The sequence below is a fragment of the Arthrobacter horti genome (assembly GCF_030731045.1).
GTDB lineage: Bacteria > Actinomycetota > Actinomycetes > Actinomycetales > Micrococcaceae > Arthrobacter_E > Arthrobacter_E nanjingensis.
In genome coordinates, this window is record NZ_JAVALS010000001.1 from 793,707 (window position 1) to 808,886 (window position 15,180).

The window sequence follows — 15,180 nt, forward strand, 5'->3', positions numbered from 1 at the left end:
ACCCCCACGGGGTGCCGGGCCTCTGCAGTGTCCGCGCTAGCCGATGACCAGCAGGAGGTCACCGCCCTGGACCTGCTCGACGTCGGAGATCGCCGCCCGCTGCACGGTGCCGCCGACGGGGGTGGTGATGGAGGCCTCCATCTTCATCGCCTCGATGGTCGCCACAGCGTCCCCCGCGGCGACGGTGTCCCCCACCTTCACCTTCAGGGACACGGCGCCGGCGAAGGGCGCGGCCACCTGCCCGGGCACGGACGGGTCCGCCTTCTCGGCCGCCTTGACGTTGCTCTGCACGGCGTGGTCGCGGACCCGGACCGGCCGGGACTGGCCGTTGAGCTTGCACAGCACCGTGCGCATGCCCTTCTCATCCGCCTCCGAGATCGCCTCCAGGCTGGCGATGAGGCGGACGCCGCGCTCCAGCTCGATCACGTGCTCCTCGCCGAGCTGCAGGCCGTAGAGGTAGTCGCGGGTGTCCAGGACGGACAGGTTCCCATAGCTCTCGCGGCTGCGCTGGTAGTCCTTGGTGGGGCCCGCGAAGAGAAGCCGGTTGAGCGTGCCACGCCGGGTGACGGAGTCGGCCTGCAGGGCGTCCTGGTCCTCGGCGCTCAGCTCCACATCACGCGGCTTCACGGCCCGGCCCTGGAGGGCCTTGGTGCGGAACGGCTCCGGCCAGCCGCCCGGGGGGTTCCCCAGCTCACCGTTGAGGAAGCCGATCACCGAATCCGGGATGTCGAAGTTCTGCGGGTTCTCACGGAACTCCTCCGGGTCGGCGCCGAGGCCCACCAGATGCAGCGCGAGATCGCCCACCACCTTGGACGAAGGAGTGACCTTGACCAGACGGCCCAGGATCCGGTCCGCGGCCATGTACATGTCCTCGATCGCCTCGAATCGCTCCCCCAGCCCCAGCGCCATGGCCTGCTGGCGGAGATTGGACAGCTGGCCGCCGGGGATCTCGTGCTGGTACACCCGGCCCGTCGGAGAGGCGAGGCCGGACTCGAACGGCGCGTACACGCGGCGCACGGCCTCCCAGTACGGCTCGAGCGCGTCCACACCGGCCAGGCTCAGGCCGGTCTCCCGCGGCGTGTGGGCCAGGGCGGCCACCAGGGCCGACATGGCCGGCTGGCTGGTGGTGCCGGCCAGGGAGGCGGAAGCGACGTCGACGGCGTCGACCCCGGCGTCCACCGCAGCCAGCAGGGTGGCCAGCTGGCCGCCTGCCGTGTCGTGCGTGTGCAGGTGCACCGGGAGGTCGAAGCGCTCCCGCAGCGCCCTCACCAGGGTGGCGGCAGCGGCGGGACGCAACAGACCGGCCATGTCCTTGATGGCCAGGATGTGCGCACCGGCGTCGACGATCCGCTGGGCCAGGCCCAGGTAGTAGTCCAGCGTGTAGAGGTCCTCCGCCGGATCCAGCAGGTCACCGGTGTAGCAGAGCGCCACCTCGGCCACGGCGGTGCCGGTCTCCCGGACGGCCCGGATGGCAGGCTCCATCTGATCGACGTCGTTCAAGGCGTCGAAGATGCGGAACACGTCGATACCGGTGGACGCGGCCTCCTGAACGAAGGCACGGGTGACCTCCTCAGGGTACGGCGTGTAGCCCACGGTGTTGCGGCCGCGGAGGAGCATCTGGAGACAGACGTTCGGGATGGCCTCGCGGAGCGCGGCGAGCCGCTCCCACGGGTCCTCACCCAGGAAGCGCAGCGCGACGTCGTAGGTGGCGCCGCCCCAGGCCTCCACGGAGAACAGGCCCGGCAGGAGCTTGGAGACGGCCGGTCCGGCCGCGACGAGGTCCCGGGTGCGGACGCGCGTGGCCAGGAGGGACTGGTGGGCGTCGCGGAAGGTGGTGTCCGTGACGGCGACGGCGGTCTGCTCGCGCAGCGCCTTGGCGAAGCCCTCCGGTCCGAGCTCCAGAAGCCTCTGGCGCGAGCCGGCGGGCGCCTCGCCGTCCGGCACTGCCGGAAGCTTCGCGGACGGGCCCGTGGTGACGCGCGGCTCGCCGTGCGGCTTGTTGACCGTGGTCTCGGCGAGCCACGTCAGGAGCTTGGTGCCGCGGTCGGCGGAGCTGCGCGCCTTCAGCAGCTCCGGGCGCTCCTCGATGAAGGAGGTGGCCACCTTGCCCGCCACGAAGTCCGGATCGTCCAGGACGGCCTGCAGGAACGGGATGTTGGTGGAGACGCCACGGATGCGGAACTCGGCCAGAGAGCGGCGGGCGCGGGCGACAGCGGCCGGGTAGTCCCGTCCGCGGCAGGTCAGCTTGACCAGCATCGAGTCGAAGTGCGGGCTGATCTCGGCACCGGAGTAGACGGTGCCTCCGTCCAGCCGGACACCCGCACCACCGGCGGAGCGGTAGCCGGTGATCTTCCCGACATCCGGCCGGAAGCCGTTGGCCGGGTCCTCCGTGGTGATGCGGCACTGCAGCGCCGCTCCCTTGAGGCTGACGGTCTCCTGGGACAGGCCGAGGTCCGCCAGCGTGGCCCCGGAGGCGATGCGCATCTGAGCCTGGACCAGGTCCACGTCCGTGACCTCCTCCGTCACGGTGTGCTCCACCTGGATGCGGGGGTTCATCTCGATGAAGACGTGCTGGCCGGCGCGCTCACCGGCCGTGTCCACCAGGAACTCGACAGTTCCCGCGTTGACGTAGCCGAGCGCCTTCGCAAACGCCACGGCGTCCCGGTACAGGGCCTGACGGATGGAATCGTCCAGGTCCGGGGCGGGCGCGATTTCGATGACCTTCTGATGCCGCCGCTGCAGGGAACAATCGCGCTCGAAAAGGTGCATGACGTTTCCCTCGGCGTCCGCCAGGATCTGGACCTCGATGTGGCGGGGCCGCAGTACCGCCTGCTCCAGGAACATCGTCGGATCGCCGAAGGCCGCATCGGCCTCCCGCATGGCGGACTCCAGCGCGCCACGCAGCTCCTCACGGGTCTCCACACGGCGCATGCCGCGCCCGCCACCGCCGGCCACCGCCTTGGCGAAGATCGGGAATCCGATCCCGTCCGCCGCGGCGAGCAGTTCCTCGATGTCACGCGAGGGCTCCGAGGACTTCAGAACCGGCACTCCCGCTTTGCGGGCCGCGGCCAGGGCCGCGACCTTGTTGCCGGCGAGCTCCAGGACCTCGGCGGGCGGGCCGATGAAGGTGATGCCTGCGTCCTTCGCGGCCCGGGCCAGGTGAGGGTTCTCGGAGAGGAAGCCGTAGCCCGGGTAGATGGCGTCCGCCCCGGACTCCTTGGCGACCCGGACGATCTCCTCGACGTCCAGATAGGCCCGGACCGGGTGCCCTTCCTGACCGATCAGATACGCCTCGTCCGCCTTCTGGCGATGGATCGAGTTCCGGTCCTCCTGGGGGAAGACGGCAACGGTCTTGGCGCCGAGCTCGTAGCCCGCGCGGAAGGCCCTGATCGCGATTTCACCGCGGTTGGCCACCAGAATCTTGGAAAACATTTCTCTCCATTGGTCATACGCCGGGTGGGTCCCGTGCCCCAAGTCTGGAGTTCGTCCCAGACGTGCGACAAGCGACCGTGATGGGTATCACAGTAACGTCCGGGAGACCGCATCACTTCAGGTGTCCACGGATTGTGACTCGCAAGGTCGGAGGCGCCAGGGCCCCTGACCCGCGGAAACGCGGCGATGTGGCGTCGCACCACCTCGACAGCTGACGGCATCCGGACCGGAAATGTGCAACGCGGGCCCGTCCAGGCACGTCCCGGCGACACACGCGCGTCCACTCCGCGCCGCAATCAGGGCGGCCAGGCGGACGCCGCCCCTATGATGGAGGAAGCGCCCGTCCCAGGGCCGGACACCGGAGGGGATCCGGACGGCCGGACGGCGCAGCACATGCGAGAGTCGAGATGGCAGGGGTGTGGAGTCAGAAGTGCGAGTCGTAAGCGTCAGCAGTCTCAAGGGTGGCGTCGGCAAGACCTCCGTCACCACGGGACTGGCCTCCGCGGCGCTGGCGGCCGGTGTGCCCACTCTGGTGGTCGACCTTGACCCGCATGCCGACGCATCGACGGCTCTCGGCGCGCACGCCGGCGACGTGACCGACATCGGCCGCCTGCTGAAGAACGCCCGTCGCGCACGCCTCGCCGGGAATCTCACCCCCAGCGCCTGGACCACGGGCCCCGGACAACTCGACGTCGCCATCGGCTCCGCTTACACGGGCATCTATGACCGGCCCGATCTGGGGCGGCGCGATCTGCGGCGGCTGAAGAACCTCCTGGCGCCGGTCACCGGCTACGAGCTGGTGCTCATCGACTGCCCGCCCTCACTCAACGGCCTGACCCGTATGGCCTGGCACGCCAGCGACGACGTGATCCTCGTGGCCGAGCCCGGCCTGTTCTCCGTGGCCGGCACGGAACGGACCCTGCGGGCCATCGACATGTTCCGCCGAGAGTTCTCCCCCGCACTGAACCCCGCGGGAATCGTGGCCAATCGCGTTCGCGTCGGCTCCAGCGAACACGTGTACCGGCTCGAGGAGATGCGCTCCATGTTCGGACGGCTGCTGCTGGAACCCGTGGTCCCCGAACTGGCCAATTGGCAGCAGATCCAGGGCGCCGCACACGCCGTGCACCAGTGGCCCGGCGATTCCGCGAAGGGCGTCGCCACCGTCTACGACAAGCTTCTGGCCGGCATCCGCCAGGCCTGACGGCACGCGGCAGTCCCGGGCAACGAAAGGGCCGCCCCACCATCAGGTGGGGCGGCCCTTTCCATGTTCCGGGGTGATCAGCTGATCTTCGCTCAGCTGATCTTCTTTTGGGCCCGGCGGCGGCTCAGCTCGTCCCCGGGAAAGTCCTGAATCAGAGCGTGCTCGCTGGGCAGCTCCGCGAGCGTCCCCTCCACCTCGCGCCAGACCCTGCCGACGGCGATGCCGAAGACGCCCTGGCCGCCCTGGACCAGATCGATCACTTCATCCGCCGAGGTGCACTCGTATACGCTGGCGCCATCACTCATCAGGGTGATCTGGGCCAGGTCTTCGACACCGCGTTCCCGGAGATGTGAGACGGCAGAGCGGATCTGCTGCAGCGACACCCCGGTGTCCAGAAGCCGCTTGACCACCTTCAGGACCAGGATGTCCCGGAAGCTGTACAGCCGTTGGGAGCCGGAACCGGCCGCTCCCCGGACAGTGGGTTCAACCAGTCCCGTACGGGCCCAGTAGTCGAGCTGACGGTAGGTGATGCCGGCCGCCTTGCAGGCCGTAGGACCGCGGTACCCGGCATCCTCGTCGAGGATCGGCAAGTCCTCGGTGAACAGCAGTCCTTGTGAACCCGCGGCGGGCACGGTGGGGACGCCTGCGTGACGGCGCTGGCCTGCCTCGACTTCCGGACTCACGTCTTCCTCCTCTTCACGGGTTCCCGGGGCGCGAAACGCTTCCCGGTTGCGGAGCCGACATGGATTGCGCCATCAGTGGTGACGATGGTGATGTTTCCAGTCTGGACGGGCCCGCGCCGGGAGGCAATGGGAACCTGATACTTCGACGTTAGGGCCGCACGGCCCCCAGGTCAAAGACGTTCGGGCCTTTTTAATGGCGTGTCGAAACTTTGAAGCTGAAGTTGAACCTTGGGACACTGTCAGGACTCAGGGCTCGAAATCCTCGGGCTCGATGTCATCCAGGAACTCGCGGAAGCGCCGGAGCTCACTCTCCTGCTCCGCCGTCGCGGCCGAGGCGTCACCCGCGCCGCCCTCCCCGGGCTGCTCCGCGGCGTCGTCGCCGACCGGACGGGCCACCTCCGCGTCCTCATCCTGCACATCGATGAGAACGCCGGCCTCCTCCAGGACCTGTTCCGCGCACCAGATACGGCAGTGACCCCGCAGTGCCAGCGCCAGCGCGTCCGAAGCCCTCGAACTCACGCTCGTTCCGTCGTCGAACTGGAGCTGAGCGTAAAAGACCGAATCCTCCACACTCACGATCGTCACCGAGACCAGTTCCCGGCCCAGCGAATGGACCACGTCGAGCAGAAGGTCGTGCGTCAGCGGACGCGGCGGAACCACCCCCTGCTGGGCCAGCGCGATGGCACTCGCCTCCGGCGGGCCGATCCAGATGGGCACATGGCGTTCCCCGTGCACCTCCTTCAGGAGGACCAGAGGCTGGTTCCCCGGAAGCTCGATCCGCACGCCGACGACTTCGACCTCGATCATCACTTCTCCAATCGGGCGATCTGCCCCTGGATCACGGCTTGATGCAGGTCCAGCAGCAGGCCGCTGAGTTCCCGCGCCGCCTCCGCGGCCCGGGCCTGTGACGCGCCGTCCCGGCGCGACGCCAGGGGCGCCACGGCCCGCTCCACCAGGGCGAACTCACGTTCCGCCGACGCCAGCACGGGACGCAGGTGGCGGGGCTGGAGCCCCTGTGCCTCCAGCTTGGCACACGCCAGCGTGACCTGCAGGGCGCATTCGTCGAACAGCCCGTCCTGGTGGGTGATGATGCCGAAGTCCAGCAACTCCTTGACCAGGCGGACGCCGGCTCCGGACTCGGTCCTCAGCTGCGCCTCGGTCAGGCGGCGGGACCGTCCCCGGAGGGCCTCCGCGGGGTCGTCGGAGACCGCGCGTGGCGCGAGCTTCATCCCACCGGGAAGATTCTCCGGACGCTCTCCGCGGTCGATGGCGTCCAGGTAGTCCCGGATGACCTTCAACGGCAGGTACTGGTCCCGCTGCAGAGCCAGGACGAAACGCAGGCGCTCCACATCCGAGTCGCTGTACTGCCGGTACCCGGCCGGGGTGCGCTGGGGCGCGATGAGCCCCTTCTCCTCCAGGAAGCGGATCTTGGAGGCGGAGATGCCGGGGAAGTCCTCACTCAGCCGAGCGAGGACTTCCCCGATGTTCAGGACGACGGCGGTGCCGGAGCGGCGGCCGCCGGGCTGTGCGAAAGCCACCAGCGGCGCGCCTCAGTGCCCGCTGGCCGGGCGTGCCGGGCTCGGGTAGTAGCTCAGGCGGAATTTGCCGATCTGGACCTCCGCACCGCTCTTGAGCAGCACCCGGTCCACCCGGTCGTGGTTGACGTAACTGCCGTTCAGGCTGCCTGTGTCCACCAGTTCGTAGCCTGACGGGGTCCGGACGAACTCCGCGTGCTTGCGGGACACGGTCACGTCATCCAGGAAGATGTCCGCGTCCGGGTGCCGTCCCACGGTCACCCTGTCGGTGTCCAGGAGGAAACGGGAGCCCGCGTTGGGACCCCCGTGGGCGATCAGCAGCGCGGAACCGTGCGGCAGCGCGCCTATGGACGCGACGTCATCGGCGCTCAGCTGGGGATCGGAAGCACCCATCCCGGAGAGCACCGGAAGGAAGACCGAGGTGGTGTCAGTCGACGTGCCGTCGGTGACGGCATCGTCCGTGGGTTCGACGGGGACCGATGGTTCTTCAGACATCGGGCGGCTCCTCACTCTTCTTCGCCTCGGAATGCATATCCGCCTCCACCATGCCGGAGGGGCGGGAAAGGGACGTGCTGCCCGGGACAGGACGTCCCGGGCAGCACGGACCTGTGGTTTTCTAGCCTACCTGCTGGCCGTAGGCTTCCGCGTTGAGCAGGCCGGACAGCTGGCCGGCATCGCTCAGGCGGATCTCGAAGAGCCAGCCCTCACCGTAAGGATCGGAGTTGATGAGTGCGGGATCCCCGTCCAGGCCCTCGTTCCGGGCCACGATCTCGCCGGAGACCGGAGCGTAGATGTCGCTGACGCTCTTGGTGGACTCCACCTCGCCGACCACGTCGTTGGCGGTGATGGAGGAGCCGAGCTCGGGGACCTGCGCATACACGACATCACCGAGGGCATCCTGTGCGAAATCGGTGATGCCGACGCGCACCACACCGTCCTGCTCCGTGCTCGCAACCCATTCGTGTTCGGCGGTGTAGGACAGCTCTGCGGGGATGTTGCTCATCGCGTGGCCTTTCATCTGGTCTTGGAAGGCTGCCGGTCCTTGGCAACCATCGCTGAAAGTATAGGCACATCCCGGCCCGTCACGGGCCGGAATCAGCCATGTTGGTGCTCGTGGGGAGTGGAAGAGCTCCAGAGCGCTTCCGCCCACGTCAGAGCGGGCAGGCAGCCCGCCTGAGGCGGCCGCCGGGCCGGCCGGACACGACGACGGCGCCGCCCGCCTGCTGCGGCGGGAGGCGCCGTCGTCGTATGCAGCGGCTTAGTAGCCGCTGCCGCCCTCGACGCGGTACTGCTCGGCGACCACACGGCCGCGGTGCAGGACCGTGCGGTCCCGGCCACGGTCCATGACCGCGCTGGTGACGGTGTCGCCGTCCACCAGGAGCAGATCGGCACGGTCGCCCACGGCCAGGCCGGGACGGTCGTTCACGCCGCTCAGACGCGCGATGGAGTGGTCCATGATGCTCGCGCCGCCGACGGTGGCGACCGCCGCGGCGTGCTCCACCAGCTTGTCCGCCCGGAAGCCGCGCGTGAATGCGAGCTGCCAGGTGCGGTCCAGCATGTCGCAGTTGCCGTACGGGCTCCAGTAGTCGCGCTGGCCGTCCTGGCCGAGGCCGACGCGGACGCCGGCCGCCACCAGGTCCTGCAGCGGCAATTGACCCGCCGCGGAAGGCGCCACGCTGGTCAGGGAGATGTCCAGCGCCGCCATCCGCTCGATGATCGAACGGGTCACGGTCTCGGACGAGCCGCCCAGGGTGTAGGCGTGGGACAGGTTGACCTTGCCCTGCATGCCGAGGGCCTTGGTGCGCTCCATGATGAGCTCGGTGCTGAAAATGGCGAGGTCCGTGGGCTCGTGGAGGTGGACATCCACCTCCACCTGGTACTTCTCGGCCAGCCCGAACACGATGTCCAGGTGCCGGGCCGGGTCACGGTCCAGCTGGCACGGGTCGATGCCGCCCATCACATCGGCGCCCTGCTTGAGCGCCTCCTCGAGCAGTTCCGGGGTGCCGTCCTCCAGGAGGATGCCCGCCTGCGGGAAGACCATGACCTGGACCTCCGCCTGGTCCTTGAACTTCTCCTTCGCCGCCACGACGGCGTCGTACTTGGCGAGTCCCGTATCCACGTCCACCTGGGCGAAGGAGCGGACGCGGGTGGTGCCTCGGCCGATCATGCGCTCCAAAGTGCCCGCGACGCGCTCGTTCAGGGGGATCTCGGCCGTGCGCCAGTTCTCCCGGTCGTTGCTCATCATGCCCCACACGCCCGGACGGCCGGTGTGCTCACGGAACGGCAGGCCGATGCGCGTGGAGTCGAGGTGGACGTGGACGTCGCTGAAGGAGGGCAGCAGCAGCCGTCCGCGGCCGTCCACCACCTCCTGCCCGTCGGTGGGGGCCTCTCCCGGGACATGGGGGCGGATCTCGGCGATGACTTCGCCGTCCACGAGCACGTCGGAGGGGGCTCCGCCCCAGGGCCGGACATTGCGGATCAGCATGGAGTGCCTTTCATTCTTCGAAGGTGATCACGGGCCGCGAAGGGCCTCAGACGAGGGTGGTGGCCGCTGCCGGGATCTCCAGCAGCGGGGCGTCGGGGTGGTGGCAGGCCACGGAACCCGTGGGGATCTCGTCCCGGCAGAGGAGTCGTTTCTCCTCCGGGAGCAGTGCATACGCGGGGCAGCGCGTGCGGAACACGCAGCCGCTCGGCGGGTTGGCCGGGGACGGCAGATCGCCCTGGAGACGGATCCGGTCCTTGCTCCCGGCGCCCAGTTCGACGCTGGGCACCGCGGACAGGAGCGAGCGGGTGTACGGGTGCTGGGGATCGCCGAAGATCTGGTCCCGGCTCCCATGCTCCATGATCTTGCCCAGGTACATCACGGCGACATCATCCGCCATGTGGCGGACCACCGCGAGGTCGTGGGCGATGAAGATGTAGGAGATCCCCAGCTCGTCCTGGATGTCCTTGAGGAGGTTGACCACCTGCGCCTGGACGGAGACGTCCAGCGCGGACACCGGCTCATCGCAGATGACGACGTCGGGCTCGAGCGCCAGGGCGCGGGCGATGCCGATGCGCTGGCGCTGACCGCCGGAGAACTCGTGCGGGAAGCGGTTGGCGTGCTCAGGGCGCAGGCCCACGCGGTCCATGAGGGACTGAACGCGTTTCTTCACGCCCTCCGGCGGGGTGATCTTCTGGGCGGCCAGCGGCGCCGCGATCGCCGAACCGACCGTCATGCGGGGGTTCAGCGAGGACGCCGGGTTCTGGAAGACCATCTGGACGCGGCGGCGGAAGGACTGCAGCTCATCCTTGCGGAGGCTCGCGACGTCCCGCCCGTCCAGCGCGATGGAGCCGGCGGTGGGCTCCAGCAGGCGCATGAGGAGCTTGCCGGTGGTGGACTTGCCGCAGCCGGATTCCCCCACCAGGCCGAGGGTCTTGCCCCGCTCCAGCGTGAAGTCCAGGCCGTCCACGGCCTTGACCACGGAGGCCTGCCGGGCGAGGCCCTTGCGCACGGTGAAGTGCTTCCGCAGACCGGTGACCTTCAGGAGCGGCTCAGACATCGGCGCTCTCCCCCTTCATGTTCCCGGCGGCGCTCGGGCCGCCGACGGCCAGCAGGCCGCGTTCGTGGGCGTGGCAGCGCACCTCGTGGTCGCCGTGGATCCGCAGGAGCGGACGTTCCTCGCGGCAGAGGCCCTCAGGCAGCAGCTTGGCGACTTCGCAGCGTTCCGCGAAGAGGCAGCCCTTGGGCAGATCCAGGAGGGCCGGCGGGGAGCCCGGGATCGGCTTCAGACGGCCGGTCTCGTCACTCAGAGCCGGCATGGACGCCATGAGACCTCGGGTGTACGGGTGGCCCGGTTCACGGAAGATCGTCCGCACCGGGGCCTGCTCCACGCACTGGCCGCCGTACATGACGACGACGCGCTGGCAGAGCTCGGCCACGACACCCAGGTCGTGGGTGACGAAGATGACCGCGGAGTTGGTCTCCTGCTGAAGGCCGGAGATGAGATCGAGGATCTGAGCCTGGACGGTCACGTCCAGGGCCGTGGTGGGCTCGTCGGCGATGAGGAGTTCGGGCTCGCAGACCAGTGCCATGGCGATCATGGCGCGCTGGCGCATGCCGCCGGAGAACTCATGGGGGTAGGAGTCTGCGCGGCTGCGGGCGGCGGGGATGCCGACGCGGCCCAGCATGTCCACGGCAACCTCCTTGGCAGCCTTCTTGCTCACCTGGTTGTGCACCCGGTACGCCTCCGCGATCTGCTCCCCGACCGTGTAGAAGGGGTGCATCGCGGACAGCGGGTCCTGGAAGATCATGCCGATCTTCTTGCCGCGGTACTCGCGCATGCGATTCTCGCTCAGGGAGATGAGATCGGTGCCTTCGAAGTCGATGGTGCCGCTGACCCGGGCCTTGCTGTCCTTGAAGAGACCCATGATGGCCTGGGTGGTCACCGACTTGCCGGAGCCGGACTCCCCCACGAGCCCGACGGTCTCGCCGCGCTCGAGGGAGAGGTCCATGCCGTTGACGGCGGAGACGAGCCCGTCATCCGTGGGGAACTCGACGTGGAGGTCCTTGACGCTGAGGAAGCTTGTCACTAGTTGATCCTCACTCGGGGGTCGATGGCCGCGTAGACCAGGTCGACGACGACGCTGGCGACGATGATGAAGAACGCCGCGAGCATGGTGATGGCCATGGTGACGGGAAGGTCACCCGAGGTGGCGGCGTGCACCGCAGTGAAGCCGAGTCCCGGCACCGAGAAGATCTGCTCGGTCAGCACGGCGCCGCCGAGGAGGCCGCCGATGTCCATGCCGAGCATGGTGACCACGGGGGTGATACCGGCGCGGACGCCGTGCTTGAACACGATCGAGCGGCGCGCCAGGCCTTTGGCCCGGGCGGTGCGCATGAAGTCCTCGTTGAAGGTCTCGATCATATTGCTGCGGGTCACGCGGATGTACTGGGCGCTGAACAGGATGGCGATGGCCAGCCACGGCAGCAGGTAGTTGAGGACCCAGGCCCAGGGACCGGCCGCCCCGAAGGGGCTGTTGATGCTGTTGCTCGTGAAGGGCAGGACGTGGAGGATGCCCACGAAAACCAGGAGGAGCACCAGGCCGGTGACCGGGATGGGAAGGGAGACGCCCACGGAGGCGCCGCCCACGATGATGCGGTCAGCCGCCTTCCCCTTGCGCATGGCCGCCAGCAGGCCCAGTCCGACGCCTGCGATGGTCCACAGGACCACCGCACCGATGGCGATGGACAGCGTGAACGGCAGCGCGTTGGCGATCATGTCCGTGACGTTCTCATTGGTCTGGAAGGACTTTCCGAGGCACGGCCACGCGCAGGCGGATTCGGCGCCGGGGGCGCCGATCATCCGGGGCATGATGAAGCCGGACATGTACGTCAGGTACTGCACGAAGAAGGGCTTGTCGAGGCCGAGGGCGATCCTGGCCTGTTCCACGCGGTCCGGGGTGCACTCCTGGCCGCATGCGGCGGAGGCCGGATCGGCAGGGCCGAAGTGGAACAGGCTGAAGGTGATGAAGCTGACCACGATCAGCAGCAGCAGCATCGCGCCGAGCCTGCGCAAGAGGAAGGCGATCATGATTACTTCTCCACGCCCACTTCACTGAGGTCGATGGAACCGAAGAAGTATCCGACCTGGGCGTTGTGGATCTTGGATCCGACCACGCTCAGGGTGTAGCTGTGCACGAACGGAACCAGCGGGGTCTGCTCCATGGCCTTGTTGTAGACGTCGAACCACTTCTTGCCGAGTTCGTCCTTGCTGCCGTTCTGGCTGCGGAGGTCGAACATCTCCTTGGAGAGGGTGGTGTCGTAGAAACGCGGGATGTTGGAGAATCCCCAGGTCTTTCCGTCGATGGACGGGCCGACGCCCGGGTCCACGGTGAAACGGGCGGAGGAGCTGTCCGCACCACCGCACCAGCCGGAGCGGGCGATGTCCGGCATGTTGTCGCCGGCCAGGGTGGTGTAGTAGTTCGCGGCCGGGATCGGCTGGAGCTGGAGGTCGATGCCGAGCTCCTTGAAGTTCTGCTGCAGCACCGTGCCGATGTTCTTGTACCGCGGAGCCGAGTTGGCGTAGCCGTAGCTCAGGGTCTTCGGGACCGTCTTGCCCTGGAGCAGCTTCTTGGCCTCATCCAGCTTGGGCTTGCCGCTGGGGTCGAGGTCGGTGACGGGAGCCTGGTAGCCGGCCATCTTGTCCGTCAGCTGGGACTGGGCGATCTGGCCGAAGCGCTGGCCACCGTACTGGACCTGCATGGCGTTGCGGTCCATCGCCAGGGACAGGGCCTTGCGGACATCGGGGTCCTTGACGCTCTGGGTGTTGAAGGCGATGATGTCGATGCAGCCGAGGAAGCCGCCGGCCAGACGGGACTTCACGTCGGCGTCATTCAGCTTCGCGGTGTCCGAGGCCTGCAAGGCGCCGTTGGAGTCCAGCGTGATCGCGGTCGGGTCCGAGTTGGAGATCAGCTGCTGGCTGATGGTGGACTGGGACGTGGACAGCGAGAAGGTGAAGGAGTCCGGCAGGGCGCTGCGGTTGGGGTCGGTGGAGGCGTCCCAGTTGGGGTTGCGCTCCAGGACCAGCTGGCGGCCGCGCTCGTAGCTCTTGACCTTGTACGGGCCGGAGGACACCGGGTGGTTGGTGTAGTCCAGCTTGGTGTCCTTGGCCTGCGGCACCGGGGCGGAGTTCGACCGGGAGGCGAGAGCCGGGAAGTCCGGGTTCGGCTGCTTGAGGTGGAAGACGATCGTGGAGTCGTCAGGGGTCTCCACCGACTTCAGATCGCCGCCCTGGTACGGGCCCTTGTAGCCGTCATCGGCCAGTGCCGAGTCGAGTTCCTGAGGGGCCTGGGTGTAGACATCGCGGGCGTAGGTGCGCTCGATGCCGTACTTGATGTCCTTGGACGTGATGGGGCTGCCGTCCTCGAACTTGACACCCTTCTTCAGGGTGTAGGTCCAGCTCATGCCGTCGGCGGACGCCTTTCCGGTGTCCGTGGCCAGATCGGGGACGATCTTGGGCGGCTGACCGGCGGTCTCCTTGGCCATGGTCAACGTGCGGTAGTACAGCTGACCGACGTTGGCCGTCTGCACGTAGTTGCTGTTGCCCGGGTCCAGGGTGGCGAAGTCGGCGGACATCAGCACGTTGACGTTGCCCCCCTTGTCCTTGAAGCCGTCCTTCACGATCAGTGGCGCGTAGGGATCCGCCTTGCTCGTGGAGGAGCCACCGTTCGCGGTGGATCCGCCGGAGCAGCCGGCCAGCGCGAGGGCCAGGATCGCGATCGATCCGATGGTGGCCGAAGCACGCATCTTCATTTCTCTCCTAAGGGTGATTGTCAATTGCGAGAGGACTTGGGATCCAGGGCGTCGCGGACCGCGTCGCCGAGGAGGTTGAACGCCAGCACGGTGATGATCAGCGCGATGCTGGGCACGGCGAGGAACCACGGGTCATTCAGGTACCAATTGCCTTGCTGGGCGGCGTTGAGCATCTGACCCCACGACGGCGTGGGGTCCTTGACGCCGACGCCGAGGAAGGACAGCGCGGCCTCGGCCGTGATGTTGGTGGGGATCATCATGGTGGCGTACACCAGGACGACGCCGGCCACGTTCGGGATGATCTGCTTGAGGATCATGGACAGGTGGCTGGTGCCGAAGGACCGCGCCGCTTCGATGTACTCCTGCTCACGGATGCTGAGCACCTGGCCGCGGACGATGCGGGCGAGGTAGGCCCATCCGAAGAAGCCCAGGACCACCACCAGAGAGGTGATCGGCACGAAGCTGCCTTGCGCCAGGGGCGAGTCCTTCAGCCTCGACTGAAGGATCGGGGCGATGGACAGCACCAGCAGCAGATGCGGGAAGGCGAGAAACAAATCGATCAGACGACTGATGACTGAATCGATCTTTCCACCGAAATAGCCGGCCGCGGCACCCAGGACGGTTCCGAGGATCACGGAGACGATGGTGGACAGCAGGGCGATGATCAGAGAGACCTGAGCGCCGTAGGCCAGACGGGCGAAGAGGTCGCGGCCGAGGCCGGGCTCCACGCCGAGCCAGTGTTCGGCCGAGGGGAACATGTAGCCCGGCAACGGGAGGCCGGGATTCTCAAAGGCGTCCAGTACATCCGGGCCGGTGTTGGTGGCGTCCGGATTCTGGCCTTCAATGGCGGTCAGGACCGGGGCCAGCAGGGCGAACAGGACCATCAGAATGACGATGGCCAGGCTCACCATGGCGATCTTGCTCCGGCGAATGCGCATCCACGCGGTACCGAGCAGGGAGCGCCCTGTGACAAGTTTCGGGGCGCCCTCCGGGGGCGCGGTAGCCGTTGCGGCAGTACTCATGATTTCCTTCTCA

The 15,180-nt window shown here is 68.0% G+C and carries 13 protein-coding genes; 1 reads left to right on the top strand and 12 read right to left on the bottom strand.

Annotated features, from left to right (window positions below):
* Nucleotides 1–36 precede the first annotated feature (36 nt).
* Complete coding sequence (locus Q9R02_RS03550) at nt 37–3,432, bottom strand: pyruvate carboxylase (protein WP_305995246.1); 3,396 nt, start codon at nt 3,430–3,432, stop codon at nt 37–39.
* 430 nt (nt 3,433–3,862) lie between these two features.
* Between Q9R02_RS03550 and Q9R02_RS03555 the strand changes: the two genes are divergently transcribed.
* Nucleotides 3,863–4,633 carry a ParA family protein gene (locus tag Q9R02_RS03555; protein ID WP_305995247.1) on the top strand — a complete coding sequence of 257 codons (771 nt, stop codon included), beginning with the start codon at nt 3,863–3,865 and terminating at the stop codon, nt 4,631–4,633.
* Between the two features lie 92 nt (nt 4,634–4,725).
* Here the strand turns inward: Q9R02_RS03555 and Q9R02_RS03560 are convergent, their stop codons facing one another.
* The 11 genes from Q9R02_RS03560 to Q9R02_RS03610 all read right to left on the bottom strand — a co-directional run bounded on the left by Q9R02_RS03560 (nt 4,726) and on the right by Q9R02_RS03610 (nt 15,167).
* Complete coding sequence (locus tag Q9R02_RS03560) at nt 4,726–5,316, bottom strand: MerR family transcriptional regulator (protein WP_305995248.1); 591 nt, start codon at nt 5,314–5,316, stop codon at nt 4,726–4,728.
* A 246-nt stretch (nt 5,317–5,562) separates the two neighbouring features.
* The gene (locus tag Q9R02_RS03565) at nt 5,563–6,123 is read right to left on the bottom strand and encodes a bifunctional nuclease family protein (RefSeq protein ID WP_305995249.1); all 561 of its coding nucleotides are present in this window, start codon (nt 6,121–6,123) and stop codon (nt 5,563–5,565) included.
* Nucleotides 6,123–6,854: a transcriptional regulator FtsR gene (ftsR, locus tag Q9R02_RS03570; protein ID WP_305995250.1), complete on the bottom strand. Its 732-nt coding sequence runs from the start codon at nt 6,852–6,854 to the stop codon at nt 6,123–6,125. The genes Q9R02_RS03565 and ftsR overlap by 1 nt, the downstream gene beginning before the upstream one ends.
* A gap of 12 nt (nt 6,855–6,866) precedes the next feature.
* Nucleotides 6,867–7,346: an FHA domain-containing protein gene (locus Q9R02_RS03575; protein WP_305995251.1), complete on the bottom strand. Its 480-nt coding sequence runs from the start codon at nt 7,344–7,346 to the stop codon at nt 6,867–6,869.
* 121 nt (nt 7,347–7,467) lie between these two features.
* Complete coding sequence (gene gcvH / locus Q9R02_RS03580) at nt 7,468–7,854, bottom strand: glycine cleavage system protein GcvH (RefSeq protein ID WP_305995252.1); 387 nt, start codon at nt 7,852–7,854, stop codon at nt 7,468–7,470.
* A gap of 255 nt (nt 7,855–8,109) precedes the next feature.
* Nucleotides 8,110–9,336 carry an amidohydrolase family protein gene (locus Q9R02_RS03585; protein WP_305995253.1) on the bottom strand — a complete coding sequence of 409 codons (1,227 nt, stop codon included), beginning with the start codon at nt 9,334–9,336 and terminating at the stop codon, nt 8,110–8,112.
* Between the two features lie 46 nt (nt 9,337–9,382).
* A complete protein-coding gene (locus Q9R02_RS03590) occupies nt 9,383–10,393 on the bottom strand; it encodes an ABC transporter ATP-binding protein (RefSeq protein WP_305995254.1) in 1,011 nt (336 codons plus the stop codon).
* Nucleotides 10,386–11,423 carry an ABC transporter ATP-binding protein gene (locus Q9R02_RS03595; protein ID WP_305995255.1) on the bottom strand — a complete coding sequence of 346 codons (1,038 nt, stop codon included), beginning with the start codon at nt 11,421–11,423 and terminating at the stop codon, nt 10,386–10,388. The genes Q9R02_RS03590 and Q9R02_RS03595 overlap by 8 nt, the downstream gene beginning before the upstream one ends.
* The gene (locus Q9R02_RS03600) at nt 11,423–12,424 is read right to left on the bottom strand and encodes an ABC transporter permease (RefSeq protein ID WP_305995256.1); all 1,002 of its coding nucleotides are present in this window, start codon (nt 12,422–12,424) and stop codon (nt 11,423–11,425) included. The genes Q9R02_RS03595 and Q9R02_RS03600 overlap by 1 nt, the downstream gene beginning before the upstream one ends.
* Before the next feature lie 2 nt (nt 12,425–12,426).
* A complete protein-coding gene (locus Q9R02_RS03605; RefSeq protein ID WP_305995257.1) occupies nt 12,427–14,145 on the bottom strand; it encodes an ABC transporter substrate-binding protein in 1,719 nt (572 codons plus the stop codon).
* A 20-nt stretch (nt 14,146–14,165) separates the two neighbouring features.
* Nucleotides 14,166–15,167: an ABC transporter permease gene (locus tag Q9R02_RS03610; RefSeq protein WP_305995258.1), complete on the bottom strand. Its 1,002-nt coding sequence runs from the start codon at nt 15,165–15,167 to the stop codon at nt 14,166–14,168.
* Nucleotides 15,168–15,180 lie beyond the last annotated feature (13 nt).

Excerpts from the sequence above, each read along its gene's own strand:
- Q9R02_RS03550 (WP_305995246.1), bottom strand. The coding sequence starts at position 3,432 with ATGTTTTCCAAGATTCTGGTGGCCAACCGCGGTGAAATCGCGATCAGG.
- Q9R02_RS03565 (WP_305995249.1), bottom strand. The coding sequence starts at position 6,123 with ATGATCGAGGTCGAAGTCGTCGGCGTGCGGATCGAGCTTCCGGGGAAC.
- Q9R02_RS03575 (WP_305995251.1), bottom strand. The coding sequence starts at position 7,346 with ATGTCTGAAGAACCATCGGTCCCCGTCGAACCCACGGACGATGCCGTC.
- gcvH (WP_305995252.1), bottom strand. The coding sequence starts at position 7,854 with ATGAGCAACATCCCCGCAGAGCTGTCCTACACCGCCGAACACGAATGG.
- Q9R02_RS03585 (WP_305995253.1), bottom strand. The coding sequence starts at position 9,336 with ATGCTGATCCGCAATGTCCGGCCCTGGGGCGGAGCCCCCTCCGACGTG.
- Q9R02_RS03590 (WP_305995254.1), bottom strand. The coding sequence starts at position 10,393 with ATGTCTGAGCCGCTCCTGAAGGTCACCGGTCTGCGGAAGCACTTCACC.
- Q9R02_RS03600 (WP_305995256.1), bottom strand. The coding sequence starts at position 12,424 with ATGATCGCCTTCCTCTTGCGCAGGCTCGGCGCGATGCTGCTGCTGCTG.
- Q9R02_RS03605 (WP_305995257.1), bottom strand. The coding sequence starts at position 14,145 with ATGAAGATGCGTGCTTCGGCCACCATCGGATCGATCGCGATCCTGGCC.
- Q9R02_RS03610 (WP_305995258.1), bottom strand. The coding sequence starts at position 15,167 with ATGAGTACTGCCGCAACGGCTACCGCGCCCCCGGAGGGCGCCCCGAAA.